The following is a 25,886-nucleotide window of genomic DNA, read 5'->3' as shown; positions in this document are numbered from 1 at the left end:
CTCCACCGCCTTTGGCTCGAATATGCTGCTTCACCCCTTCAGTGTACCATATATTCTCAATTCGTTAGTTAGGCGAAACCGTGACAAAGCTCGCAAACCTACACCAGCCTGCCTCCCCTGCGAAAATAATAAAAGCCCTGAAGACCTCTGTTGCAAGGTGTCAGGACTTAGTATCCTATAATTTTATAGACGGATGAAGCCTATTTCAACGCCTTATAGAAGTAGTACGACATAGCGATGGTCGACACCGGAATGGCAATGATGATGACAAAAGTAGCAGTTGCCACGTACTCTGTAGGAAGCAAGGCCGTCGCGGCCAGGAGCAACCCTCCGAAGAAAAAGATTTTACCGCTTACCGCATGGGTCTTGATCCATACTTGTTCATTAGCGAGCGTCCACGGGGTACGCACCCCAACAAAATAATTATGCTTGAATCGAGGCATCACATTGCCGATTACAACGAACAATCCTCCGACTAACAGGGGCACGACTCGATCCATAGGAACGTCATACCCAATTGCGTAAGCCAACATCATCCCCTGTACGGCCATCAACAGCACCATCGAAGCAATCATCGTGACATCCAGTCCGCTCTGGAAACGGACGTAGTTCTTTTTCTTCGGATCGATCTTCGGCAATAGGCGCATTAACAGATAGAGCACGATCATCAGAGCAGGAGCGAACGAAACGGCATACCCTCTAGAAGCGAAGCCATCCGGCTCCCCATTAACTCCCCAGTGAATCGTCATCTCTTCCGGCAATTCAGGAAAAACCCACGCCGTAAAACCCACCGTTATAAGCAACAACAGCAAAGCAATCCAGTCTTTTCTTTTCATTGAACATCCTTCCCCTCTTTGTTAAATTGAAGCACCCACTTCAGCAAATCCTGGAAAACCGTAGTGTTGAGCGAATACATCATATGCTGACCCTGCCTCTCGTCCCATACGAGATCTGCTTGCTTCAGCAAGTTCAAGTGATGTGAGATGCTGGGCTTACTCATCTGAAAATGATCGGCAATTTCTCCAGCCGTCATATCCTTCTCCTTCAGCAGATCGAGAATTTTGCGCCTGGTAGGATCAGACAGTGCTTTGAACGTATCATTTAAGGCCATACTGCCCTCCTCCTCCTCCCGATCATTCTCATTCACAATCACAATTGCAACCCCACTCATTTATATATTTAGATAATTATTTAAATATCTATCTATAGTTAATCATGTTCCTTATTTACGTGTCAAGCCGTTATTGTCCTTTTCGGTCAAAATAACAAAAAACCGCAGCAAGACCTTAACAGTCTCAGCAAACGGTTTGTAACTGCCATTCTACGTAAAAGTGCCTCATCATCCTATTGGACAACGAGCTGCAGAAAATCCAGGATCGCGGCGATTCCTCCGCCAACTGCGATAGCAACGATCGAATACATGTTGAACCAACCCCTTACTTCGGCTAAATGTTCGGTTTGTATCAATTAGTATGCCCTGAATTTCAGCCCATTAGTCCATTGCAGCTTGCTTTAACTGACGGCTGTAGACGGATTGCTTTTGCTTTTCGCCAATTTCAAATAGCCGTAGACGTTCTGCATTTCACTATCCTCCACGAACCGCAGGCGAATCGATCCGGACGCTTCCAGAATGTATGATTTCAGTGCGGTTGCGCCCCCGCCGATTACGAAGAAGCATTGGATGTCCGGGTACTTCTTCCACCGCTTCTTGATCAACTCTACAATACGGTGGGCCGCACGGGAAAAGTATTGATCCACGATCGGTTTAATGTCTGCTTGACCTTCGCCAATACGTTGGATCGTGAATTCCCGCTTCTTGATTCTCTGCACCAGCTTGGCGCGGCTCTGGAAGCGATACCCGTACTGATCCTCCACGTCTCTCATGATGGGATCCAGGTATGTAGCCAGCCCCATTTGCTCTCCTGTGCTGAATTGATTATCGATGCTCATGCGTTTCAATACCGGAAAATCCGTCGTAAGCGCGCCCATCTCACATATTCCGATACAGCCGTAATATAGCTCTTCGTCCTTCACTTGCAAGTTATCATAAGTGGCCATATTATACAGGGCGGCTGCCCCTTCAATCGATACAATCGCCTGGCGGATGATCACTCTAACCTTGCGACCCCGAAGCTGCGGAGTGGACAAGAAGGTAACTTCATGTTCGCCCACCAACCGTTCTTCAAAAGCCCGATGAAAACGAGCATAGGTCCGTACAGGTAGACCCGTTCCTATTATGTATTCCACTTCATCAGTCGAGCTGAACCCGGAGGTACCGAAGGACTGGGACATAAGTCCCGCATAAGCAAGTGCTGTCAATGCAACAATTAGAGATTGATCCGACAACGCTTTATTATCTGTCTCTTCGAGCTCCATACTGTCGTCGTTCTCTGTTGCCAGCAATCCGACGAAATATCGTTGGTTGTTCTTTGCTAGCCGTGGACTGTGGATCATTACATCCATCGCTTTGAGCGGGGAATCCTCTTCCTGCAAAATGTGCCGTTCGTAGCCCGGAGCCACGATATTAGGGACCACAATCGGCTCCTGAACACCGTCCAAAGCAATCTTGATACTATCATTTCCGACATCTATACCCGCTAGCTTAATCATGAACTATTCTTCCTCTCACGGAATATGCCATAGTACTTACTTGCATGAACATTTCGACTATTTATAGGGAAAATCCTCTTTTATTCGCCAATAAATAACAAAAATAGGTCCTAAGTCAGGGAGGGTTTTCCAGTCCAAATGACGAATACAGAAGTCAAGCTAATTCATTTATCCAGCATGGAGTTGAACGATGAAGAAGAAACGACTGAAATGGCTTTACATGCGACTTACCTTTATGGTTCTAGCCGATGCTACAAGCAAGGTTGTTCGCTTTCGCATACCGGTTTGGACATTTATTGCAGTGGGTGTTGGATTAACCGCCTTAATATCTATGACACTTGCTTTCTATACAGGACAGACACGCAGCATCGACACGAATCAACGGCTCAAAGGGCAGTTATCGGATCAACGGCAAGAGTATCAGATCACCGTATCCGAGAAAAATGAAACGATCGAGCATTTGCAGCAGGATCTGATCCGGTTATCCCAGCAGGCTGAGGATGTTAAAGGCAAGATCGAACAGCTGAAGAAGCTGGAGAATGAGATGAAGACCATGACGGGTGGAGTGGCGCAGGGAGGGACTGCTACAGGCTCTGGTTCTACAGGTACCGTGATAACCTCCTCTGCAGCACAACTTGTACCTAAAGAACAGGTTCAGGGAATAGGCGGCGATTCCAGATCGGTTACGAACCATGATATAGATCATCTGGTGTCCGCTGCAACAGAGAGCTTCGTGAACTTGAACTCGGAGATGACTGGATTGTTCGGCAGCATTACCCAGACCCTCCATCTGGTGGAAGAAGCCCAGCAGAAACTTGCCGTAACCCCTACGATCTGGCCGACAGCATCGCAGAAGATTTCCTCCGTGTTCGGGATGAGAATAGACCCTTTCACCCGCACACCAAGCTTTCACAACGGAATTGATATTGCCGGCGGCTATAACGACCCTGTGTATGCTGCAGCCGATGGAGTAGTCGTGTCGGTCGGGTGGGACTCCACAGGCGGTAACAATGCGATTATCGAACATACAAGCGAGCTGCGGACTCGTTATATGCACATGAGCAAATACATAGTCTCCAAAGGAGACATCGTTAAGAAAGGCCAGCAGATTGGATATGTAGGTTCGACCGGGCGAAGCACCGGCAACCATCTTCATTACGGCGTCATCAAGAACGGTGAGACGATAGATCCACGCCCCTACTTGAAAACAGCGAGAAAGGAAGAATCCTGATGTTCAAGAACAAATCATCGAAGATGAATCCTAATACTACGGATACTTTAATCGGCGAAGGCAGCGTATTCGAAGGTAAGATCAAATCTGACGCCAGCATCCGCATCGAAGGCCAAATTACAGGCAATGTGGAGAGCGCTGGGGATGTCACCGTGGGGGAGAAAGGTGTTGTGAAGTCGAACATCACCGCTCGCAATGTGATCATTGCCGGTACCGTGCACGGCAATCTGCAGACCAAGGGCAGCGTACGCATCATGTCGTCAGGCCGGCTGTACGGCAATACGACCTCGCATTCCCTCGTTATTGACGAAGGCGGCATCTTCCAAGGCAACAGCCGCATGGACGTGAAGTCAGGCGAGGAGGAGCGCACAAAGACTGTGGAGCATCAGCACCAGCCTACGGCAGCGCCGGGATTCTCGTCGAGCTACAGCAGTTCGCCTTCGCCTTTGTAAGTGATAATCAAGAAGCCTCCGAACCCATTGGAATTAGTGGATTTGGAGGCTTTTATATAGAGTATAGAAACTTAAAGTTTCTGGAGTTGAGCCGAAGGTGTTTAATTTTTGTACAGTAGAGCGGAAAATCCGCTTTAGAGGTGACTCAGAGGGCGGAGCGATCGCTATAGAGCGGAAAATCCGCTTTAAAGGTGACTCAGAGGGCGGAGCGATTGCTGTAGAGCGGAAAATCCGCTTTAGAGGTGACTCAGAGGGCTGAACGTGCATAAATCGACTCGAAGACAAAGCGCAGGTTGTACGAAATCGTAACTCTGTCCAGAACCATCAAACAGAAGAGGGCAGGAAGGTGGAGTGGAGAAACGAAGTGTTTGCCTCCCGCGTTTGGAATCCTACCTCTAAAAGTATAATCAAAGGAATCCAAACACAACAACAATCGTAGCCCACCTTCATGCTCTCTACGCGCCAAACTTAACTCAACCACTAAGTGTCGTTTTTTTCCTGCAGAACTACCCAAACTTCCACCCGTTCAAGCTCAAGCACCCATGCTGATACCCTTTGTAGATGCGTCGTCCTCGCCGCTCCGCTTCCCCAGAACCCATACAGATCAATAGCGGGGCTAAGTGAGCTTTACATGGTGTCGCTTCCTTCACGAATGGGGCACGCTTCTCATAATCGAACAACCCCTCCAGATCCCAGAGCTGGATCCTCTCCTCCAACCAATCATCGAAGCGAATCGCTTCAGCCTGCATAGATTTGCTTGCAGGATCAAAAGCTCCCGCCGGCTGCTTGGCTGTCACCGTTCCACCTGAACCTATAAGGAGTACACCCTGATTCCTCAAGCCGCGAAGAGACCGACCCGTCCGATAATGCTCCTCCGGCACCAGTCTATCGTTCACAGATAGAGCCACAATCGGGATATCAGCAGCTGGATACATCAGGCTCAACAAAGTCCACGCCCCATGATCCAAGCCGCGTTGATCGTCGATTTCGGCCCGTATACTGGCTGCTTCTAGCCGCCTCTGTATATCGAGACTCAATACAATGTTACCCTTCGCCGGGTATTTGAAGCTGTGTAACTCTTCTGGAGCCTGTTCATAATCATGAAGCGTCCTGAGCTGGGCGGCCCCTGATACTTGTTGAACCGGATTCTTCCAGTGGGCGCTTACAATTATGATGGCTTTTGGTTTGGGAAGTCTGGCAGACACATTCTTAAGAAACTCAGTGTACCGAGTGCGCTCCAATATGAGAGATGGTGTCCCATGCGTGAGGAATAACGACGGCATCGACATTGTATGGTGAGCAACTCCTTTTCAATCCCGCTGTTTGCTTCATTCTATGCTCTTTGATTATTTTTTGATAAGTTTCAAGCTAAGCGCTTGCTCCTCTGTTAATATAAATTCCTCTTGAGGCCAAAATTCCTCCTCTTTATCTCTACCAAAAAGACGCATGATCTCCGGCCATACCCCTTTTTCCATTGCTTCCGAAACTGTAATCATAATCTTCAACTTGAAACACCTCCCGTGGTTACTTTTGTAGCTTCATCGGTTTGGTTAATATGCTGCTCACCCCAAGCGCACATTACATCAAGTATCGGCTTGAGGGACCAGCCGTAGCCTGATAGCGAGTAAACCACCTTCGGCGGTACCTGGTCGTAGCTCGTTCTATTGACCACGCCGTCCTGTTCCAGCTCGCGTAGTTGCTGTGTAAGCATCTTCTGTGTAATGTCAGGCATTAACCTTTTTAACTCGCTTGTCCGTTTCTCCCCTTTGTCCAAATGACACAAGATGACGACCTTCCATTTACCGCCGATCACATCAAGTGTAGCTTCAACCGGGATATTGTATGCCATGGTGTGCCTCCTTAAATAGGAACTTTTAAGTACCTATATACCTTTATAGTATCTATATCACTTCAAAGTACGTACTTACCATTATGTCCGTACGCATCTATAATAACACTCAGACATCGAAAGTAAAAGTGGACTCCGGTTCACTTAAATAATAATTAGGAGGATATCATGAGCCACTCAGTAGCAAATTCAGCATCTATACAAAAAGAAAGGCTAAATACAGGAAAATGGGCGCTTCTTGCCCTTACCATTAGCGCATTCGGCATCGGAACAACGGAGTTTGTTCCAGTAGGCTTGCTTGCCTCCATCGCAGATGACTTAAGTATCGGAATCACACTCGCCGGTCTTCTTATTTCAGGATATGCCATTGGGGTTGCGCTTGGAGCACCGATCCTCACCGCGCTTACCAATCGCATGAGCCGCAAGTCTTTGCTTATATCCCTGATGGTTATATTTATTATTGGCAATGTTGTCGCTGCACTCTCGTCGTCCTTTGAATTATTGCTCATTGCCCGATTTATTACCGCGTTCTCACATGGTGTATTTTTCTCCATTGGCGCCACGATCGCTATACAGCTTGTACCGCCGCACAAAAAGGCCAGCGCAATCGCCCTTATGTTCACTGGGTTAACCGTTGCAACAGTCACAGGTGTTCCACTCGGGACCTTTATCGGACAAGCGTTTGGTTGGAGAGCGACTTTTTGGGGAGTTGCTTTACTGGGTGTTATTGCTATCGTTGCAAGTGCCGCACTTATTCCTAAGAATCTGAAACAATCTCCTCCCGCCAAATTCTCGGATATGCTTCGACTGATCATGAATAGCCGATTGCTACTTGGCTTTGCTATCACGGCACTAGGTTATGGAGGAACGTTTGTTGCTTTCACTTATTTAACTCCGATTCTGCAGGATGTAACTGGGCTTAGTCACAAGGTTATTAGTATTGTCCTGCTCGTCTACGGGATTGCTGTGGCAATCGGTAACTCGGTCGGAGGCAAATGGGCCAACCATAACCCGATACGTGCATTATTCTGGATGTTTGTTGCTCAAGCGGCCATCTTGATTGTATTGACATTCCTGATTCCATTCAAAGTGGCGGGCTTGATTGGCGTGTTTCTTATGGGACTTCTTGGATTCATGAATGTACCTGGACTTCAGTTAAATGTCGTCCAACTCGCTGAGAAATACGTTCCTTCCGCAGTAGATGTGGCATCGGCGCTTAATATAGCGGCTTTTAACATCGGTATTGCAATTGGCTCCTTAATCGGCGGAGTAGTTATCGACACCATAGGACTTGTGCATACTCCATGGATTGGGGGCTTGATGGTTCTGGCAGCCGTCGTACTCACTGCTGTTTCTGCCAAGCTTGAAAGGAAATGATCATTCGATACCAAACACTGACATGAATTGTCGGCAAAAAGCGCAACCTAAAGGCAGGATAGTATTCCGTCAGACGATCAAGGAGGTTCACGATGAACGCAATAATCAGCTTTCTGGAGCGATATTGGTTGTCGTTAGTGCTGATTGTGTTAGTGGTGATTGCAATATGGTACGTGTATAAAAGAAAGAAGAAGTTTGAGCATAATCATTTTGAGTGACATCGCCTGACAACTATATAAAAAAGAGGCACAGGATCCAGTTGCTGATCCTGTGCCTTGTATTCTTTTACACTAAAGCTTTGAGAGCTATATCCGTCCGGAATTGCTTGCCAGCGAATTGAATGCGATCGACATCTGCGTAGGCACGCTCGCGCGCTTCCGCAATAGATGATCCTTTTGCCGTTACACCAAGTACGCGACCACCGTTAGTTACAATCTGACCATCAGATGAAGTCGCCGTACCAGCGTGGAATACGACGGAGTTCTGAACGTTGTCCAGCCCTTCAATAGGCAATCCTTTGGGATAGTTACCCGGATAGCCTTCTGATGCCATTGCCACACATACTGCCGCGGAATCCGTGCTCCATTCAATCTCAATGTCCGCTAATTTACCTTCTACAGTAGCCAGGAATATATCAAGCAGATCTGTATCAAGCAAGGATAGGACAACCTGCGTCTCAGGATCGCCGAACCGTGCATTGAACTCGATTGTCTTCGGACCGGAATCAGTCATCATCAGTCCTGCGAACAGAACGCCGCGGAATGCACGCCCCTCGCTGACCATCGCTGCTGCAGTCGGTTTGATAATCGTCTCGATCGCTTCATCGATCATAGACTGGGGAATATGCGGAACCGGGCTGTACGTGCCCATTCCTCCGGTATTCGGTCCTTTGTCGCCGTCATAGATTTGCTTATGATCCTGGGAGGGCATCATAGGTCTTACAACAGCACCGTCTACGAACGATAGTATCGACATTTCTTGTCCGCTCAGGAACTCCTCGATGACCACTTGATCCCCGGTTTTGCCGAAAATTTTGTCGACCATAATTTCCTTTAACGCCTGCTCGGCTTCCTCGATGGTTTGCGCAATAATGACACCCTTGCCCGCGGCCAGTCCATCCGCTTTGATCACGATGGGAGCCTTCGTTTGCTTGTGCAGATAAGCTAATGCGGCTTCATAATTGTCGAAGGACTCATAGGCTGCCGTAGGAATATTGTAGTCCCGGAACAATTGCTTCGTGAATACTTTGCTTCCCTCAATGATCGCAGCTTTCTCGTTAGGGCCGAATACCTTCAACCCCCGCGCCTCCATGTAATCGACAATGCCGTCGCACAAAGGATCCTCCGGACCAATAACAACCAGATCTATCTCTTGCTCCGTCGCGAATTTGCTCAATTCCTCGAACTGACTTACTTTCAAATGGATGCATTGTGCCATAGCCGCGATGCCTGCATTTCCTGGAGCACAATACAGCTTGGTAATGCGAGGGCTTTTCTGAAGCGCCCAGATGATGGCATGCTCTCTTCCACCGCTTCCGACTACTAGAACCTTCACAGCGTCATCCTCCATTACTCCGATGGATAGAACCACCGGCAGTGTATATTTATTTGTTGATTACTTTCAGTTCGGTTTGACCATCGCTTAGGCGAATGGATTTCACCAGCAGCGCGATACGATTCTCTTCATTCAGCTTATTCCAGTAGGATGCAGCCGTCTCTTCGATACTGTCTTGCAGCGGAACGAGCGTAGGTTCACCTTGGAAAGAAGGCAATGGATTACCGTCAGCAGAGTACGTATGGATCAGATGCCCATAGCCCGCAATCGCATTCTCATATGTGAAAAAGTGGCGCAAAGTCTGAGCCTCATCACCCGAGTTCGACTTCAGGATCGACAGCTTGTAAGAAAACTGGTTATCCTTCAGATCCACGATCCCAGAGATACGCGGAGTGAAGTTAGGAGCATCCGGCTCGTAAGTGCGGGTAGCGAGAGCCTGTTCGAACGTACCTCCAGACGTGATCGCATCGTAGATCGTATCCGTCTGGTCACCATTCGTAACAATGTGCGCTCCGTTTGCGTGTTTGAGCGGGTAGTAAATAATAAGGGACGGATCAGTCAGCTTAGCGGGATCCTTCGCTTCCGTGCGCAGGTACCCGTTCTCCTCGGCGATGAACACGCGGTTGCGGCTGTTCTCGCTGCGGCCCATAATCCAGTACACTTGCAGAAGGCGTGTGCCGTCTGGTGTAAGACCGATAATGATCCCGCGTCCAGGATAGCTGTTGGCTTGCAGTTGTTCTATATGACTCTGAGCAATAGCGCTCCAATTGGTAGCCATTCAGGTGTTGCCCCTTTCGTAGTTAAGTCGGTGAGGGTGAGGTTACTTCAAGCTGAGCTGTACGATGTTCCTAGTGGTGGAACAGACGGACGCCTGAGTAACACATGACCATATTGTAATCGTTAGCTGCTTTCACAACTTCTTCATCACGCATGGAGCTGCCTGCTTGGATCACATATTTGGCACCGCTTCTGCTGGCGCGATCCAGATTATCACGGAACGGCAAGAAAGCATCGGAACCGTAGGACACGCCCGTTAATCCATTCAGCCATTCGCGCTTCTCTTCACGAGTCAGACGGCGCGGCACTTCTGCAAAAGCTTCCTTCCAGCTTGCGGCTTCTACTGGTGTCAGCTCATCTTCGAGCCACAGGTCGATCGCATTGTTCTTCTCGGGACGGGAAACCCCTTCACGGAATTTCATAGTGAGCGCGATCGGATGCTGACGCAAATACCAACGATCCGCTTTGTCGCCGGCTAGACGCGTGCAGTGGATACGGGATTGTTGACCTGCGCCTATGCCGATTGTCTGGCCGTCGAGGGCGTAACAGATCGAGTTCGATTGCGTGTATTTGAGCGTGATTAGTGCGACCAACATGTCGCGCTTAGCCGACTCCGGCAAGTCTTGGTTTGCTGTTACAATCTTCTCGAATACGGAAGCGTCGATAATTCCATTGTTCCGTTCCTGTTGCATTGTAAGGCCGAACAGGTTGCGGCGTTCAATTGCTTCCGGCACGTAATCCGGATCAATCTCCAGAACGAGGAACCCGCCGTTTTTCTTCGCTTTGAGGATTTCCAGTGCTTCTGGTGTGTACCCAGGTGCAACGACCAGGTCAGACACTTCACGTTTGAGCAGCAGGGCGGTGGATGCATCCACTACGTGGCTGAGCGCTGCGCAGTCTCCGAACGAAGACATCCGGTCAGCACCGCGAGCACGCGCGTAAGCATTAGCAAGCTGGGACAGCTCCAGGCCTTCTACGAAGTAGGCCTTCTCCAGCTCAGGCGATAGCGGAGCGTATACAGCTGCGCCTGCCGGGCTTACATGCTTGAACGACGCAGCAGCTGGCAAGCCGGTCGCTTGGCTGAGCTCGCGCACAAGCTGGAAGCTGTTCAGCGCATCTAACAGATTGATGAAGCCAGGATCGCCGTTCACGACACGAAGCGGAAGCTCTCCGTATTCGTTGTAGATCTTCGCTTGCTTCTGGTGCGGGTTCATGCCGTAACGAAGCGACAGTTCTTGCTTGGTTGAATTAGATGGAGCTGTCATCTTATCATTCACGTCCTTAATGGTTTAGATGGTTTACTTCGTTTGTTTGTTAGGAGAGTTGAAATTAGTTGCAAAAAAGCAATTAAATTTGCACTTTCTGCCAAATGAGGTGAATTAGCTGCAGAAAAGCAACTAATCGTGCCTATTGAGCCGTGGTACGTGCTGAACCGAGAATTTAGTTGCTTTTTTGCAATTAAATTCATGAACTTAGGAGCGAGGCCGACTATTAGTTGCTTTTTCGCAATTAAATTCATGAACTTAGCAGCAAGGCAGATTATTAGTTTCTTTTGCGCAATAAAATTCATGTACTTAGGAGCAAGGCAGACTATTAGTTTTTTGCGCAATTAAATTCATGTACTTAGGAGCAAGACAGACTATTAGTTGCTTTTGCGCAATTAAATTCATGTACTTAGGAGCAAGACAGACTATTAGTTGCTTTTGCGCAATTAAATTCATGTACTTAGGAGTGAGGCGGACTATTAGTTGCTTTTGTGGTTACTACTTAGGTCTCGATTGCTCGAATTTGTTGTCAAGTCCACCTTACTCAAGCACAATATAGCTGTTTTTCCTCATCCACTTCTGCTTATTGTGGCCAGTTTGGGTTATAGTGGCAAGCCATTTACACATAAGCCATCTTACTACTGGCTATTTGAGCCATTTCATCGCTCATGCACTAATTAGCCAACCTGACTATCCCCTATTTCCGCATTGTTACCCGATTTTCCTCAGAACCAGGCTAATAACCAGTAGTAAAATAGGCTATCCCATAAAAAACTGTCTTCTCCACAAAATAACCTATACTAGCAATGGCTATCAATCTCCACAGGACCTGACTAGTAACTTTTCTTGCAGCTAATGCTTCGGAAAAAGCCCCGGCTTGGCTTAGCTTGATCAGCAATTGCCAGCCCCTTACTAGCCCCTTACTACCGTACAGACACGTGTCTGCCTTCAAGCTCTACTCGGCCTTCGCGAATCGCAGCCACGACTGCAGGGTACAGCTCGTGCTCAACACGATGAATCTTGACCGCTAAAGTGTCTACCGTGTCATCATTCGCCACTTCCACAGCACGTTGCGCTATGATTGGCCCCGTGTCCATGCCTCCATCTACGAAATGAACGGTGACTCCAGTCACCTTCACGCCGTGTTCAAGGGCATTTCCAATTCCATTGACGCCCGGAAAGGACGGCAACAGCGATGGGTGAATATTGATGATTCGTCCATAGTAAGGCTCGATAATAGTCGAAGTAATAATCCGCATATAGCCAGCCAGCACGATCAAGTCGATCTGACGCTCTTGCAGCTGCTGCATGATGACGGCCTCATACGCTTCCTTAGAAGCGTATTCCTTGGGCCGAAACACGAAAGCATCTACACCCGCCTGACCCGCTCTCTCGACTACTTTTGCCTGCGGCTTGTCGCATACAAGAAGCTCGATGGTTACATCGAGCTTGTTTGCGGTCACCGCATCGACCAGCGCTTGAAAGTTGGAGCCGCTGCCCGAGGCGAAGACCGCAATGCGAAACGGTTCTTTCCGTTTATCTGGAGCTATCTGAGCCTGGCTGGAAGCTTGAGGCTCAGCAGCTGATTGGCTCTGTGTCATACCACCGCTCCGTTGAAGGTTACTACTTGTTCGCCTGGTGTAACCGTTCCGATGCGATAGGCCTTCTCGCCTTGGGCTTCGGCGATACGGATCGCTTCTTCGGCTTGCTCGGCTGGAACGACGATAACCATCCCAATCCCCATGTTAAAGGTGCGGAACATATCGTTATTGCTAACGGAACCGGCTTGCTGCAACAGGTTGAAGATCGGCAGAATCGGCCATGAGCCGTATTCGATAGCTACGTTCACGTTAGTCGGCAGCACACGAGGAATGTTCTCGATGAAGCCACCGCCTGTGATGTGAGCCATTCCTTTGATGTTCACTTGCTCAAGCATCGCGAGCACTTGTTTCACATAGATGCGCGTTGGCGCCAGCAGTACATCGCCCAGCTTGCCGTCAAGACCTTCTACAGGCTCTTGCAGGCTGTATCCTTTGTCTTCAAGCAAAAGCTTACGCACCAACGAGAACCCGTTGCTGTGTACACCGCTTGAAGCCAAACCAATTACAGCATCGCCAGCAGCGATTGTAGATCCATCAATGATATTCTTCCTGTCGACGATTCCGACTGTGAAGCCTGCGATGTCATACTCGCCTTGGCTGTACATACCCGGCATCTCTGCCGTTTCTCCGCCAATCAGTGAACAGCCAGCTTGTACGCAGCCGTCTGCGATCCCTTTGACGATGGCTTCGATCTTCTCCGGTATGACTTTGTCACACGCCAGGTAGTCGAGGAAGAAGAGCGGCTCTGCGCCTTGCACGACAACATCGTTCACACACATGGCGACCGCATCGATTCCGATCGTATCATGCTTGTCCATGGCAAAAGCAAGCTTCAGCTTCGTTCCTACTCCGTCCGTTCCGGATACGAGCACGGGCTGCTCATACTTGTCCTTGTTCAGTCCGAACAGCGCTCCGAAGCCGCCCAGCTCAGTCAGCACTTCTGGACGGAACGTCTTCTGGACGTGTTTCTTCATGCGTACGACCGCTTCGTTACCTGCTGCGATGTCCACTCCCGCTTGTTTGTATGCGTCCGACATTGGGATTACTCCTTTGGGGAGCCGCAGATTCACTTTTGTTGGAAAAATGTTATGAGGCTGGGGTCGCTCAGAAAGTTGAAGGCCTCCGCGCTCCGTTGTAGCTGTCTTCTTCTGATTGTATAAGGCCCTTTATCGGTTAGAAGACATCTACAAAAGTCGCCACTCCGGCTCTTCAACTTCCTTCGCCATAGCCTCGGCTTTTTCCAAAGAAAGGTGAATCCTGCGGCTCGGGATTTTTATAGTTAACTCAGGATGATCGCTATATAGCTATCATCGCAATATAATTGCTTACTGCGGCTTAGTACACTCGCTCCAAAAGTTGAAGGCCTCCGCGCTCCGTTGTAGCTGTCTTCTCTCTGATTGTATAAGACCCTTTATCGGTTAGAAGACATCTACAAAAGTCGCCACTCCGGCTCTTCAACTTCCTTCGCCATAGCCTCGGCTTTTTCCAAAGAAAGATGAATACTGCGGCTTAGTACACTCGCTCAGAAAGTTGAAGGCCTCCGCGCTCCGTTGTAGCTGTCTTCTCTCTGAATGTATCAGACCTTTATCGGTTAGAAGACATCTACAAAAGTCGCCACTCCGGCTCTTCAACTTCCTTCGCCATAGCCTCGGCTTATCAAGCTACAATACAAACCGACTTATTTATACCAATCACTACCGAAGGCGACGGCTTGAGGATCGCCTACTTCGGTCGGGAATTGATTGTCGAAGCAAGCGGTGCAATGTCCGGCATTGAGCTCGTTGCCGGGACGGCCGATGCTCTCCAGTAAGCCGCGCTTGCTCAAGAAATGCAAAGAATCGGCATTGATGGCCGCGCGAATCTCTTCAACAGACTTCGAAGAAGCGATAAGCTCCTTGCGGTCCGGCGTATCGATGCCGTAGAAGCAAGGATTCTTGAACGGCGGCGAAGTGATCCGCACGTGCACTTCCTTCGCGCCAACTTCACGCAGCAGGTTCACGATGCGAAGCGAGGTCGTACCGCGGACGATGGAATCGTCGATCATGACGACACGCTTGCCTTCCACTACCTTGCGCACCGCGCTCAGCTTCATCTTCACGCCCTGCTCACGCAGCTCTTGGCTTGGCTGGATGAAGGTACGGCCTGTGTAGCGGTTCTTGATCAGCCCGAGCTCATAAGGAATCCCGGTCTGCTCCGCATAACCGATTGCAGCAGATGTGCTCGAGTCCGGCACGCCTGTCACTATATCCGCGTCCACGAATGCTTCCATTGCTAGGGTGCGTCCCATGCGCTTACGCGCGCTGTGAATATTAATCGCGTCGATATCGCTATCCGGACGCGAGAAGTAGATGTATTCCATCGAGCAGATCGCGCGCTGCTTCATAGGCGCGTAACGGTCTTCTCTCATCCCGTTCTTGTCGAGCACCAGCATCTCGCCCGGCGACAAGTCACGCACATACTCGGCGCCAACCGCGTCGAACGCGCAAGTCTCGGATGCGAATATATACGCATCTCCCAAGCGGCCCATCACGAACGGTCGCAAGCCGTGAGGATCAAGTGCCGCAATGAACTTGTCGTTGGTGATGAACAGGAAGGCATACGCCCCGTTCAATTGCTCCAACGCTTCCTTGACGGCCAGTTCGATATCGTCATGCTGCGAGCGTGCGATCAGATGTGCTACGACTTCGGTATCGCTCGTAGTCTGGAAGATCGATCCTTGGCGCTCCAGACGTTTGCGAATCTCTGGAGCGTTCACGATATTCCCGTTCGTAGCAATCGCCAGATCGCCCTCGCGGTACTTGAACACAAGGGGCTGAGCGTTGACCAGCTTGCTCTCGCCGGCTGTCGAATAGCGCACATGCGCTATTGCGGTGCTGCCCTTGAGCGACCGGAGCTTGTCGTTGTCGAATACTTCCTTAACGAGCCCCATGTCGCGGTGATAGTGAAACTGATCCTGATCGGTCGTGCAGATCCCGGCGCTTTCTTGCCCGCGGTGCTGCAAAGCGTGCAGCCCGTAGTAACATAGAGAGGATGCGTCCTCGTGTCCGTAGACACCAAAGACGCCGCACTCCTCTCGTATTTTATCGAACATGTTCTCTTGCGTTATGCCTTCGTTATAATACCGTCCAGTCCACAATCCGCTTGGCGTTCTCACTGCATCAAGCATGGAATCGCATCCTTCCAGACTTTCTCTAGCCCTACGACTGGAGATGTTATTGCCGCGCGGCCGTTAACTGTAATGTTAAGTGTGCTTCCTTCTACTTTACCAATTTCAACGACAGGTACACCTTGACCCGCAATCCAGCTCTGCAATTCAGCCGCTTTGTCAGGGGATGCACTAAGAAGAATTCGTGATTGGCTCTCGCTGAACAGAGCATGGTCAGCGCGGAGATTACTCTCCAGGCTAACAACCGCTCCGAGCTTACCGCTGATGCAGCTTTCTGCTAATGCAACAGCAAGTCCGCCATCCGATAAGTCATGAGCAGAAGCAACCAATCCGTTCTGGATAGCTTTTAACACTGTATTCAATAATCTCTTCTCAACACCCAGATCAATGACAGGAGGACGACCTTCAGTTACGCCGTGAAGCACCTTTTGGAACTCACTTCCGCCGAGCTCTGCCTGAGTAGCGCCAAGCAAGAAGATTACATCGCCTTCACGCTTGAAGCCTTGTGTCGTAATATGATCATGATCATGCACCAAGCCCACCATCCCAATAACGGGAGTAGGGTAAATCGCACCTTTAGCATTCTCATTATATAAGCTTACATTACCGCCGATCACCGGCGTGTCCAATTGTCGGCAAGCTTCGGCCATCCCGTCAGTCGATTTCTCCAGCTGCCAGAAAATTTCCGGCTTCTCCGGACTCCCATAGTTCAGGTTATCCGTAATCGCCAACGGTTCTGCACCGGAGCAAACAATGTTGCGTGCCGCTTCGCTTACCGCGATCATGCCGCCAACTTCTGGATCGAGATACACGTATCGGCTATTGCAGTCCGTAGTCATCGCAAGCGCCTTGCGAGTCCCTGGCACGCCAACTACAGCAGCGTCTGAGCCTGGACGCACATAAGTTTCCGTACGAACCATGTAATCGTACTGGTTGTAGACCCACTCCTTGCTCGCAACCGTCGGAGAAGCCAACACCTGCTTCAAAGCATCATCCAGGTCTATCACTTCTACATAACGCGTTGTGTCAATGGAAGCACTATTCTCATAATAAGCTGGCACTTTAGAAGGCTTGTTGTATACCGGGCACTCATCTACCAATGCCTTAACCGGCATATCTCCCACTATCTGGCCACCGTGGAACAATCTCAGACGTCCGTCATCCGTAACTTTACCAACCTTCGCACAGATCAGGCCCCAACGCTCGAAAATCTCCTTAGCTTGCGTCTCATGCTCAGGCTTCACAACGAACAACATCCGCTCTTGGGATTCTGACAGCATCATTTCGTAAGGTGTCATGCCTGTCTCACGCTGCGGCACTTCATCGAGATACAACTCGATCCCGTTACCAGCCTTACTCGCCATCTCAGCACTGGAGCAAGTCAAGCCTGCCGCTCCCATATCTTGAATACCGACCACGATGCCGGAATTAATAAGCTCCAGACATGATTCAAGCACAAGCTTCTCCATGAAGGGATCGCCCACTTGAACAGCTGGACGTTTGGCTTCGGACTCTGCCGTCAGCTCCTCAGAAGCAAAAGTCGCTCCATGAATCCCATCCCGACCAGTAGCTGGTCCTACGTAGAAGACCGGGTTGCCTACGCCGCGCGCGACACCCTTCTGGATCTTATCATGGTCGATCAAACCCACACACATAGCGTTAACGAGCGGATTCCCCTCGTAGCTCTCATCGAACATCACTTCGCCGCCAACCGTCGGGATCCCGATACAGTTACCATACCCTGCAATCCCGGACACTACGTGCTCGAACAAATATTTCACACGATCATTCTTAAGCGATCCGAAACGAAGCGAATTCAGCGATGCTATCGGACGTGCGCCCATTGAGAAAATATCACGGATAATCCCGCCCACTCCAGTTGCAGCGCCTTGGAAAGGCTCAATCGCAGAAGGATGGTTATGACTCTCAATTTTGAACACTACCGCTTGGTTATCACCGATATCTACGATACCAGCGCCTTCACCAGGACCCATCAGGACGCGAGGCCCTGTAATCGGGAACTTGCGAAGGACAGGCTTCGAATTTTTGTAGGAACAATGCTCGGACCACATAACGCTGAATACGCCGATTTCCACATAGTTCGGATTCCGGCCAAGAAACCCGCACACCAGCTCATATTCGGCATCCGTCACGCCCATCTGCTTGTATATCTTCTGCTCGGCAATCTGCTCCGCCGTAGGCTCCTTAACCGACAATTGCTGTGCCATGTTTCTCCCTCCATGCGTTCAAGATCGATGTAAACATCCGCTTCCCGTCTTCTGAACCTAGCAGCTGATGAACCGCGCGCTCTGGATGCGGCATCATACCCAGTACATTGCCCTGCTTGTTACAAATTCCTGCAATATGGTCAACTGAGCCGTTAGGGTTGTCCACCGCATAACGGAACACAATCTGATTGTTAGCCTTAAGCTCTGCCAATGTATCCACATCGCAATAGTAGTTTCCTTCACCATGAGCAATCGGAATATCAATTTGCTCACCTGCGCTATATTGTGTGGTGAAAGGAGTATTCACGTTCTCTACTTGAAGAACCGAAGAATGGCAGCGGAATTTCAAAGTCTGGTTGCGCAGCATAGCTCCTGGCAGCAAGCCTGACTCTAGAAGAATCTGGAACCCGTTGCAAATCCCAAGCACATATTTCCCTTGCTCAGCAGCCTTCACCACTTCATTCATAACAGGTGCAAATCTCGAGATCGCCCCGCAGCGCAGGTAATCCCCGTAGGAGAATCCGCCCGGCACGATAATCGCATCATATTTGGATAAATCCGTCGTTGTATGCCATACATATTCAACCGGCTGACCAATCGTTGCTTCCACCGCTTTATAACAGTCGATATCGCAGTTCGAACCAGGAAACACGAGCACTGCAAAGTTCATTTTTGAATCCTCCTTAGATCTTTTACCATAGGGTCCGTCAAGCAACAGGGGTTAACTTCGACAGCTTGCCTTTACTTTTGGGAGCTGAGCTCAAACCGGTAATCTTCAATAACTGTATTCGCCAGCAGCTTCTCACACATAGCCTTCACACGAGTTTCCGCTTCTGCATGGTCCTCTGTGTCCAGCGTAAGATCCATGTACTTTCCAATGCGAACCTTCCCAACCTCCGAGAATCCCATCGAGTGCAAAGCGCCTTGTACGGCGTTACCCTGAGGGTCCAAAACGTTTTCCTTTATCGTTACGAATACAGTTGCTTTAATCATCGATTAGTCCTCCTAATGGATCCCATAAAGTGTGAAGCCTTCATCCAACAACATAGCTTGTTTCAATAAACGTGCCAACCAACCTTACCCCTGTACCAACCGGTTCAAAATATCTCGGTAACGCCTGGAAGTTTCTTCAACAACCTCAGCAGGCAGCGGATCTGGCTCACTGTTCTTATCCCAGTCCGATTGCGACAAGTAAGTCCGCACCGGTTCCTTGTCCATCCCGTCAATCTCAATGTCCAGCGCATACTTCTCTTGCGCCCAGAAGCGCGATGAATCCGGTGTGAATACTTCGTCGATCAGAATAACCTTGCCGTCTACAATCCCGAACTCGAACTTCGTATCGGCTAGAATGATGCCGTGTTTTGCGCAATAATCATGCGCGTATTGGTACAGCCTCAAGCTTTTCTCACGAAGCTCAGCTGCTAGCTCGGCGCCAACCAGCTCTTCCATCCGCTCAAAAGGAATATCTTCGTCGTGGCCTACATCATTTTTGGCGGCGGGGGTGAAGATCGGCTCTGCAAACCGTTCGTTCTTACGTAAGCCATCGGGTAATTGAATGCCGTTAATCTGGCCTGTTTGCTGGTATTGTCTCCAGCCTCCGCCAGTAATATAGCCGCGCACGACACATTCGATATCGATCCGCTCCGCTTTCTTGGTGACCATGAAGCGATTCTTGATCACATCGGCGCTTCCTTCAACCAGAACATCTCCCAGCTTCTCGACATCTGTATGAATGACATGATTCGGCTGGATTCCTGCTGTCTCCTCGAACCAGAACTTGCTGATCTGATTGAGCACATTGCCTTTATCCGGCACCGCTGGCGACAGTACATAGTCAAACGCTGAGATCCGATCCGTAACTACGATCAAATAATGCTCGCCCAAATCATAAATTTCCCGTACCTTACCCTTATACTTCAGCGGAGCTTTGATATATTCAGCCGCTGTGGAAATGGCTAGTGTAGCGCTCAAGATCATCGCCTCCAATATGAATCTGATTCCGCCTGCAATTTAACCTAGTTCAAGACGTTTAAAGATCGTATCCACATGCTTCAGATGCCAGCTAGGATCGAAGCATTCCTCAATCTCTTCCAGTGACAAATGCTCGCGGATGCCAGCATCGCCTTCTACGATATCGCGGAATGAGCGCTGCTCTTCCCAGGCTTGCATCGCTTTGGGTTGAACCGTGTCATAAGCTTGCTCACGACTGAAGCCCTTGTCGATCAGCTTGGTCAATACGCGGCCCGAGAATGGAACGTCGAAGGTGCGTTTCATGTTGCGCAGCATGTTCTCCGGGAACACCGTCAAGTTCTTGATGATCGTGCCCAATCGGTTCAGCATATAGTTGATCAGAATCGTCGAATCCGGAATAATGATACGTTCTACGGAGGAGTGCGAGATATCGCGCTCATGCCAGAGCGGCACGTTCTCGTAAGCGGAGATCATATGTCCGCGGATTACGCGGGACAGACCGGAAATGCTTTCGCAGCCAATCGGGTTACGCTTGTGCGGCATGGCCGAGGAACCTTTTTGACCTTTGCCGAACGGCTCTTCCACTTCACGGAACTCACTTTTCTGCAAAGCCCGGATCTCCGTAGCGAACTTATCAAGCGATGTGGCGATCAAAGCGATTGTAGCGATATATTCGGCGTGACGATCGCGTTGCAGGGTTTGCGTCGAGATTGGAGCTGCCTTGGTTCCTAATTTCTCACACACATATTGCTCTATGAAAGGATCGATATTGGCATAAGTACCAACCGCTCCGGATATTTTACCGAACTGAACGCCGTCTGCCGCATGGCGGAAACGCTCCAGGTTCCGCTTCATTTCTTCATACCATAGTGCCATTTTGAGGCCAAAGGTAGTCGGCTCTGCATGTACACCATGCGTTCTGCCCATCATCGGCGTGTTTTTATATTGAATCGCTTTGTTGCGCAAAATTTCGATGAAATTAATAATGTCTTTCTCGATAATCTTGTTAGCTTGCAGCATCAAGTAGCCCAGCGCCGTATCTACAACATCTGTAGAAGTCAGTCCGTAATGCACCCATTTCCGCTCAGAACCGAGAGTCTCAGACACCGCGCGCGTGAAAGCAATGACATCATGACGTGTTTCTTCTTCGATCTCATAAATCCGGGGAATATCGAAGCCGGCTTTCTCGCGAAGCGCCTGAACGTCTTCCTTGGGAATCACTCCTAGCTCCGACCAAGCCTCACACGATAAAATCTCAACCTCGAGCCAAGCATTAAACTTGTTCTCTTCTGTCCAAATGGCCGCCATCTCTGGACGACTGTAACGCTGCAGCATGTTGGTTCCTCCATTTATTGAATGTAGTCTAACTGTATCTTAACGGGCTTTATGATTAATGCCCTTAGCTTTTCCAAATCACACTATCATTTACCCATTGAATGGCTCGTTCTACATCCGGGGTCAGAAGATTTATATGCCCCATCTTACGCTTCGACTTCGCTTCGTGCTTCCCATACAGGTGCAGCTTGGCTGTTACACCGTCAGGCAGACCCGCTTGCTCCGGGAGCCAGTCCAATACAGGCTGAACATGCTCACCTAACAGATTAACCATCACCACGGGTGTCAACAAGTCAACCGGTCCAAGCGGCAAATTGCAAATCGCTCTCAAATGCTGCTCGAACTGCGAGGTTTGGCAGGCTTCCATCGTATAGTGACCCGAATTATGCGGACGAGGAGCTAATTCATTGACATATAGGTCGCCATCTGGCGTCAGGAACATCTCTACCGCCAGCAGACCCGTCATCTCCAGCGACTCGGCAATCTGAATCGCCATCTGCTCGGCTGATCTCAGCACCTCTTCACTAACAGCTCTCGCAGGCACAATGGAAAGATGTAGAATATTGTGCACATGGATATTCTCAGCAGGCGGGAAAGCCTTCGTCTCACCGCGAGGACTCCTCGCCACGATAACAGATATTTCCTTCTCGAACGGGATGAATTGCTCCAATACCAGCTCCGTCTTCGCTTGGCTCAGGGACTCGTAAGCATCTGCTGCTTCGTCAGCCGAGCGCAGCACCCACTGCCCTTTCCCGTCGTAGCCTCCGGTTGCGGTCTTGAGCACGCAAGGCGTGCCTAAGACCGCGATTGCTTCGCGCAGCTCGTCTACGCTGCGAATCTCGCGGTATGGAGCCACCTTAACGCCGGCGGCTTCGATCGCGCGCTTCTCGCGGATGCGGTGCTGCGTCGTGTGCAGCAGCTTGCTTCCCTGCGGCACGTAAGACTCGCTCATCAGCATCTGCGCCACGCCGGCATCGACATTCTCGAATTCGTACGTGATCACGTCCGACTTCTCGGCCAATCGGCGGGCAGCCTCCGCGTCATCGTACGCTGCCACAATCTGCTCCGCCACCTGCCCGCAAGGCGCGTCCGGTGTCGGGTCGAGCGTGACGAAACGGTAGCCCATGTTCCGTCCCGCTATAGCGAGCATGCGGCCTAATTGCCCGCCGCCCAGCACGCCGATCGTGCTGCCTGGCAGAAGCGTCCGCACACCCTCATTCCATCCTGCCGCTTGCCTGCTGTTGCTGTTGGATGGGCCGTTACTCATAGCTGATCACTGCTTTCCAACACCTTGAGACGGGTGTTCTCCTTGCGATCGCGCAGTCTCTGTTGCAGCTCTGGGTCAGTGACGCCCAGAATCTGCGCAGCCAACAACCCCGCGTTCGTTGCTCCCGCATTGCCGATCGCGACCGTAGCCACAGGCACTCCACCGGGCATCTGCACGATGGACAAAAGCGAGTCCAGCCCGTTCAAGCTGGACGACTTCACAGGTACTCCGATTACCGGGAGCACCGTCTTCGAGGCCACCATGCCGGGCAAGTGCGCGGCACCGCCAGCCCCAGCGATAATGACGCGAATGCCGCGTTCTATCGCCGTTTCCGCATATTCAAACATCAGATCAGGCGTTCTATGCGCCGATACGACTTTTTTCTCATAAGGAATGTTCAGTTCATCCATAATGTCACATGCATGCTTCATGGTTTCCCAATCCGAAGTGCTGCCCATAATAATCCCGACTAGCGCGGTCATATGTGAGTACCCTCTTTCTTCTTCTTCTGAAATCAAAAAAAGTCCAGCGCGAGACATCTGCCCTTCTTCATTAGGATATAGCCTAGTGAATGGACCTTGTCAAATTCGTTGGACATCTAACCAACGAAGATGACAGGGATCATCCCGTTGGACGCAAGCCGCATCCCGCCTAATCTTCTGCAGAGGCTCTCGATACTACCGTTCCTACTGCAGAAGAAGGCGAAAAAAAGGAAGGCCGATCTGCGCACATGCGGATCAGGCTCATTCCTTCTACTTATCAGCTTACTCGTAGTCCAAAAATTTGCGGTTCTTGGGTAGAAACTTACGGGCCATATCCCCGCGAATATACGAGAAAAATTCATTAAAAGATGAATTGCTTATTATACTTTCATTTTATAAGGTTAACATGGCCATGTCAACTTTAAAAGGCGAACATTTTTGTGAAGTTTAGACATTAAAGTTCGCTTTTTATAGTAATTTACCAGAATTAGTTCTTGACAGCCGCATCAGCTAACGGAATAATGGTTACTCCAGCAGGAACGTCCATAATAATCTCTAGCAGCATAATCCCATAACGCTCAACCTGTTTGGTACTGCGCAGCCGAACCGGACCATTCTCCGAAATAACCGGAATCTGGTTGCCTGAACATACGAACGTCAACCCTTCGCAAGCTTGCTCTGTTTGAATACGCAGCCCCGCTCCTGCCGCGTTGCCGTTATCGGAATTAGCTACCGCGCCCAACTCTTGCTTCGCAGCAGCCGTTACCGTAACTCCGCGCTTTACTTGCAGCCAGTTGTAGATCTGCTCACTCGTCCACCACGGCAGCTGCTTGCCCGTCCCGTATTGCGCCAGCTCTACTAATCCTGGACCTACATTTTCATTTATCAGCAATTGTCCTGGATGCACCAGAAAATGCGCAACACCATATACATCAGCAGCCCGATCGACCAACACCTTCGCTTCCTCCATCGTGCAACGGAGTACATTAGGCGGATCCCAAGCCAGCGTAGGCATAGCGACCACATCCATGAGGCGATTGCGCTCTGCAGCGTTGCTCATCGGTTTGTACGGATGACAGGTTCCTGCTAGAAATCCTTTATTCCCCTGCTTAGTCCCACCCATGCTTTGCTCCACCTTAATACCGGCACGCTCACACCATTGATAGAATGCAACGTCGCCTTCCCAGCGCAAATAGTGGTTTTTATTCGTAATAATCTCAACCTCTTGACCTACTTGCCCCTGCAGCATAGTCAGCTGTGCGAGAAAATGATCTTCCCTCCAAAGGGAGTTTTCTTCCGTCCCAAGCGCATTATAATGAAAGGCTACCTCATGTCCGTCAGACACAATCCGCTCGTAAATCTCCTTGTCGTAGCCAGGCATAATGACACACCAAGAGGATTTCACATGGCCTTCCGCCAATCTGTCCAACAACTGGAGAGCTCCCTCTTTACTATTGCCGTCCGAATCATGCGATATGTGTCCTATTGCCGTAATTCCCTCTGGCCAGAACCATACCTGCGCAAAAGGCAGTCCCAACAGGGTATGATGCTTATGCAGCAATCTCATAAACCAGATACGCATTTCATCTAATACAGGATCCTTGAAAAAAGGAACACCTTGTTCCCCCACCTGCCCCCTGTCTCTCTGCCAATCCAGCACCACGCTATCGTCTGACTTCAACAAATCATCTTGAATAAGAGCCGTACCATCAGGCGCAGATACTCCATCTTTCGTTACAGGCACGCCCTGTTGAATCGTCCGGAACGTTTTGGGAATATGGAACCCGATCATCGCTGCAAAGCCTTGCCCATGCTTCTTAAAAGTGTAAGCAGGCGCCTCCGTGGAAACTCCTGATCTCTTGGTAATGGTCCCTTCCATCTCCGTGTCAGGCAACGCCTTAACCTGAACCCCCCCAAAGAAATGGAACGAGCTTAGTAATCCATCCGCTAACGGAGCATCCTTCCAATCGATCCAGCCTTCCAGCAGTTCAGCTTCTTTTATAACACCCAATAGGGCATCAAGACCATAAGTAGCACCTATAGTGACTAGGCCATTCCCCGCATTACAATAGTCATAAGCGGTTTGCGTCCAGTCGTCGGCATCGTCCAAGCCCAGTACGAAAGTCAGCCCCTTCGGCTGAGAATTCTTCCACTCTTGCGGACTCCAAATCGTAAACGCAACCCCGTTATATTGGAGAAATTCGAACATGTACCCGGTAACATCATCTCTACCTTGCTCCCACGCTTTCTTAGCCTCCAACTCATTCCAAATCACGTGTATCATCTGCAAAATCAACTCCATCGTTTTATGATAATAAGGACCAGTAGTATACCTGTCTTACATCTTGGAGGGTTTCACCTGCATTGTCAATACGTTTCTTCAGTCAATTCCGCTCGATTCGCTTGTCTAGCTGAGCTAGGGTAACGCCGGTTTCGACACTCTAAGCAGACTTTCTCACTCTGCAGCCACACACTACTCCGGTTCCAACGCTCTATGCCGTCTTCTGGCTCTACATCCATACACTACTTCGGTTCCAGCGCTCTATGCCGTCTTCTCCCTCTAACATCCACACACTACTCCGGTTCCAACGCTCTATGCCGTCTATCCCCCTCTACATCCATACACTACTTCGGTTCCAGCGCTCTATGCCGTCTTCTCCCTCTAACATCCACACACTACTCCGGTTCCAACGCTCTATGCCGTCTATCCCCCTCTACATC

General features: G+C 49.9%; 25 protein-coding genes and 1 riboswitch. Of the genes, 4 read left to right on the top strand and 21 right to left on the bottom strand.

Features of this window, described 5'->3' with window-relative positions:
- Positions 1-200: 200 nt before the first annotated feature.
- The 4 genes from AC58QD_RS20725 to AC58QD_RS20710 form a co-directional block, all read right to left on the bottom strand.
- Entirely contained in the window at positions 201-836 is a 636-nt protein-coding gene (locus AC58QD_RS20725; RefSeq protein ID WP_497336798.1) for an SdpI family protein, read from the bottom strand.
- A complete protein-coding gene (locus AC58QD_RS20720; RefSeq protein WP_497336796.1) occupies positions 833-1,111 on the bottom strand; it encodes an autorepressor SdpR family transcription factor in 279 nt (92 codons plus the stop codon). The genes AC58QD_RS20725 and AC58QD_RS20720 overlap by 4 nt, the downstream gene beginning before the upstream one ends.
- Positions 1,112-1,344: 233 nt before the next feature.
- Entirely contained in the window at positions 1,345-1,467 is a 123-nt protein-coding gene (locus tag AC58QD_RS20715; RefSeq protein WP_497336794.1) for a hypothetical protein, read from the bottom strand.
- A gap of 45 nt (positions 1,468-1,512) precedes the next feature.
- Positions 1,513-2,610 (bottom strand): ParM/StbA family protein, encoded by a 1,098-nt coding sequence (locus tag AC58QD_RS20710; RefSeq protein WP_497336792.1) that lies wholly within the window; start codon positions 2,608-2,610, stop codon positions 1,513-1,515.
- Positions 2,611-2,800: 190 nt separating this feature from the next.
- Between AC58QD_RS20710 and AC58QD_RS20705 the strand changes: the two genes are divergently transcribed.
- On the top strand, positions 2,801-3,841 hold the full coding sequence (locus tag AC58QD_RS20705; RefSeq protein ID WP_497336790.1) for a peptidoglycan DD-metalloendopeptidase family protein: 1,041 nt from the start codon (positions 2,801-2,803) through the stop codon (positions 3,839-3,841).
- A complete protein-coding gene (locus AC58QD_RS20700) occupies positions 3,841-4,293 on the top strand; it encodes a bactofilin family protein (protein WP_497336788.1) in 453 nt (150 codons plus the stop codon). Before AC58QD_RS20705 ends, AC58QD_RS20700 begins: the two co-directional genes overlap by 1 nt.
- Positions 4,294-4,799: 506 nt before the next feature.
- On the opposite strand, the gene AC58QD_RS20695 is transcribed toward AC58QD_RS20700, so the two are convergent.
- Genes AC58QD_RS20695 through AC58QD_RS20685 form a run of 3 tightly spaced genes read right to left on the bottom strand, consistent with a single transcriptional unit; the run spans position 4,800 to position 6,142 of the window.
- Positions 4,800-5,582, bottom strand: coding sequence for a dioxygenase family protein (locus tag AC58QD_RS20695; RefSeq protein ID WP_497336786.1), 783 nt, complete (start codon positions 5,580-5,582; stop codon positions 4,800-4,802).
- A gap of 57 nt (positions 5,583-5,639) precedes the next feature.
- A complete protein-coding gene (locus AC58QD_RS20690) occupies positions 5,640-5,798 on the bottom strand; it encodes a hypothetical protein (protein ID WP_497336784.1) in 159 nt (52 codons plus the stop codon).
- Positions 5,795-6,142 carry a winged helix-turn-helix transcriptional regulator gene (locus AC58QD_RS20685; RefSeq protein ID WP_497336782.1) on the bottom strand — a complete coding sequence of 116 codons (348 nt, stop codon included), beginning with the start codon at positions 6,140-6,142 and terminating at the stop codon, positions 5,795-5,797. Before AC58QD_RS20685 ends, AC58QD_RS20690 begins: the two co-directional genes overlap by 4 nt.
- Positions 6,143-6,310: 168 nt before the next feature.
- Here AC58QD_RS20685 and AC58QD_RS20680 point away from each other — a divergent pair, with 168 nt between their 5' ends.
- Both AC58QD_RS20680 and AC58QD_RS20675 read left to right on the top strand, forming a co-directional pair.
- Positions 6,311-7,519 (top strand): MFS transporter, encoded by a 1,209-nt coding sequence (locus AC58QD_RS20680; protein ID WP_497336780.1) that lies wholly within the window; start codon positions 6,311-6,313, stop codon positions 7,517-7,519.
- 92 nt (positions 7,520-7,611) lie between these two features.
- Positions 7,612-7,737, top strand: coding sequence for a hypothetical protein (locus tag AC58QD_RS20675; protein ID WP_497336779.1), 126 nt, complete (start codon positions 7,612-7,614; stop codon positions 7,735-7,737).
- Between the two features lie 67 nt (positions 7,738-7,804).
- On the opposite strand, the gene purD is transcribed toward AC58QD_RS20675, so the two are convergent.
- From purD to AC58QD_RS20605, 14 genes are all read right to left on the bottom strand, one after another.
- Positions 7,805-9,073: a phosphoribosylamine--glycine ligase gene (purD, locus tag AC58QD_RS20670; RefSeq protein ID WP_497336777.1), complete on the bottom strand. Its 1,269-nt coding sequence runs from the start codon at positions 9,071-9,073 to the stop codon at positions 7,805-7,807.
- A gap of 49 nt (positions 9,074-9,122) precedes the next feature.
- Positions 9,123-9,851: an IMP cyclohydrolase gene (locus AC58QD_RS20665; RefSeq protein WP_497336775.1), complete on the bottom strand. Its 729-nt coding sequence runs from the start codon at positions 9,849-9,851 to the stop codon at positions 9,123-9,125.
- A gap of 70 nt (positions 9,852-9,921) precedes the next feature.
- The gene (locus AC58QD_RS20660; protein WP_497336773.1) at positions 9,922-11,115 is read right to left on the bottom strand and encodes a phosphoribosylaminoimidazolecarboxamide formyltransferase; all 1,194 of its coding nucleotides are present in this window, start codon (positions 11,113-11,115) and stop codon (positions 9,922-9,924) included.
- Positions 11,116-12,038: 923 nt separating this feature from the next.
- Positions 12,039-12,716, bottom strand: coding sequence for a phosphoribosylglycinamide formyltransferase (purN, locus tag AC58QD_RS20655; protein WP_497336771.1), 678 nt, complete (start codon positions 12,714-12,716; stop codon positions 12,039-12,041).
- Positions 12,713-13,753, bottom strand: coding sequence for a phosphoribosylformylglycinamidine cyclo-ligase (gene purM / locus AC58QD_RS20650; RefSeq protein WP_497336769.1), 1,041 nt, complete (start codon positions 13,751-13,753; stop codon positions 12,713-12,715). Before purM ends, purN begins: the two co-directional genes overlap by 4 nt.
- Before the next feature lie 641 nt (positions 13,754-14,394).
- Positions 14,395-15,882, bottom strand: a complete 1,488-nt coding sequence (gene purF / locus AC58QD_RS20645; protein ID WP_497336767.1) for an amidophosphoribosyltransferase — start codon at positions 15,880-15,882, stop codon at positions 14,395-14,397.
- Positions 15,867-18,110 (bottom strand): phosphoribosylformylglycinamidine synthase subunit PurL, encoded by a 2,244-nt coding sequence (gene purL / locus AC58QD_RS20640; RefSeq protein WP_497336765.1) that lies wholly within the window; start codon positions 18,108-18,110, stop codon positions 15,867-15,869. The genes purF and purL overlap by 16 nt, the downstream gene beginning before the upstream one ends.
- Positions 18,088-18,780, bottom strand: a complete 693-nt coding sequence (purQ, locus tag AC58QD_RS20635; protein WP_497336763.1) for a phosphoribosylformylglycinamidine synthase subunit PurQ — start codon at positions 18,778-18,780, stop codon at positions 18,088-18,090. The genes purL and purQ overlap by 23 nt, the downstream gene beginning before the upstream one ends.
- Positions 18,781-18,851: 71 nt before the next feature.
- Positions 18,852-19,103 (bottom strand): phosphoribosylformylglycinamidine synthase subunit PurS, encoded by a 252-nt coding sequence (gene purS, locus AC58QD_RS20630; RefSeq protein ID WP_497336761.1) that lies wholly within the window; start codon positions 19,101-19,103, stop codon positions 18,852-18,854.
- 84 nt (positions 19,104-19,187) lie between these two features.
- Positions 19,188-20,081 carry a phosphoribosylaminoimidazolesuccinocarboxamide synthase gene (locus AC58QD_RS20625; protein WP_497336759.1) on the bottom strand — a complete coding sequence of 298 codons (894 nt, stop codon included), beginning with the start codon at positions 20,079-20,081 and terminating at the stop codon, positions 19,188-19,190.
- Between the two features lie 39 nt (positions 20,082-20,120).
- Positions 20,121-21,416: an adenylosuccinate lyase gene (gene purB, locus AC58QD_RS20620; protein ID WP_497336757.1), complete on the bottom strand. Its 1,296-nt coding sequence runs from the start codon at positions 21,414-21,416 to the stop codon at positions 20,121-20,123.
- A 64-nt stretch (positions 21,417-21,480) separates the two neighbouring features.
- Positions 21,481-22,683 carry a 5-(carboxyamino)imidazole ribonucleotide synthase gene (gene purK, locus AC58QD_RS20615; RefSeq protein WP_497336755.1) on the bottom strand — a complete coding sequence of 401 codons (1,203 nt, stop codon included), beginning with the start codon at positions 22,681-22,683 and terminating at the stop codon, positions 21,481-21,483.
- A complete protein-coding gene (gene purE, locus AC58QD_RS20610; RefSeq protein ID WP_497336753.1) occupies positions 22,680-23,165 on the bottom strand; it encodes a 5-(carboxyamino)imidazole ribonucleotide mutase in 486 nt (161 codons plus the stop codon). Before purE ends, purK begins: the two co-directional genes overlap by 4 nt.
- Before the next feature lie 269 nt (positions 23,166-23,434).
- A riboswitch (purine riboswitch) is annotated at positions 23,435-23,536 on the bottom strand.
- Between the two features lie 116 nt (positions 23,537-23,652).
- A complete protein-coding gene (locus tag AC58QD_RS20605) occupies positions 23,653-25,449 on the bottom strand; it encodes a polysaccharide deacetylase family protein (protein WP_497336751.1) in 1,797 nt (598 codons plus the stop codon).
- Positions 25,450-25,886 lie beyond the last annotated feature (437 nt).

The organism is Paenibacillus sp. J2R1T-4 (genome assembly GCF_059692235.1).
Note: the sequence above shows the minus strand (reverse complement) of the source record. Positions and strands in the feature narration are given on the sequence as shown.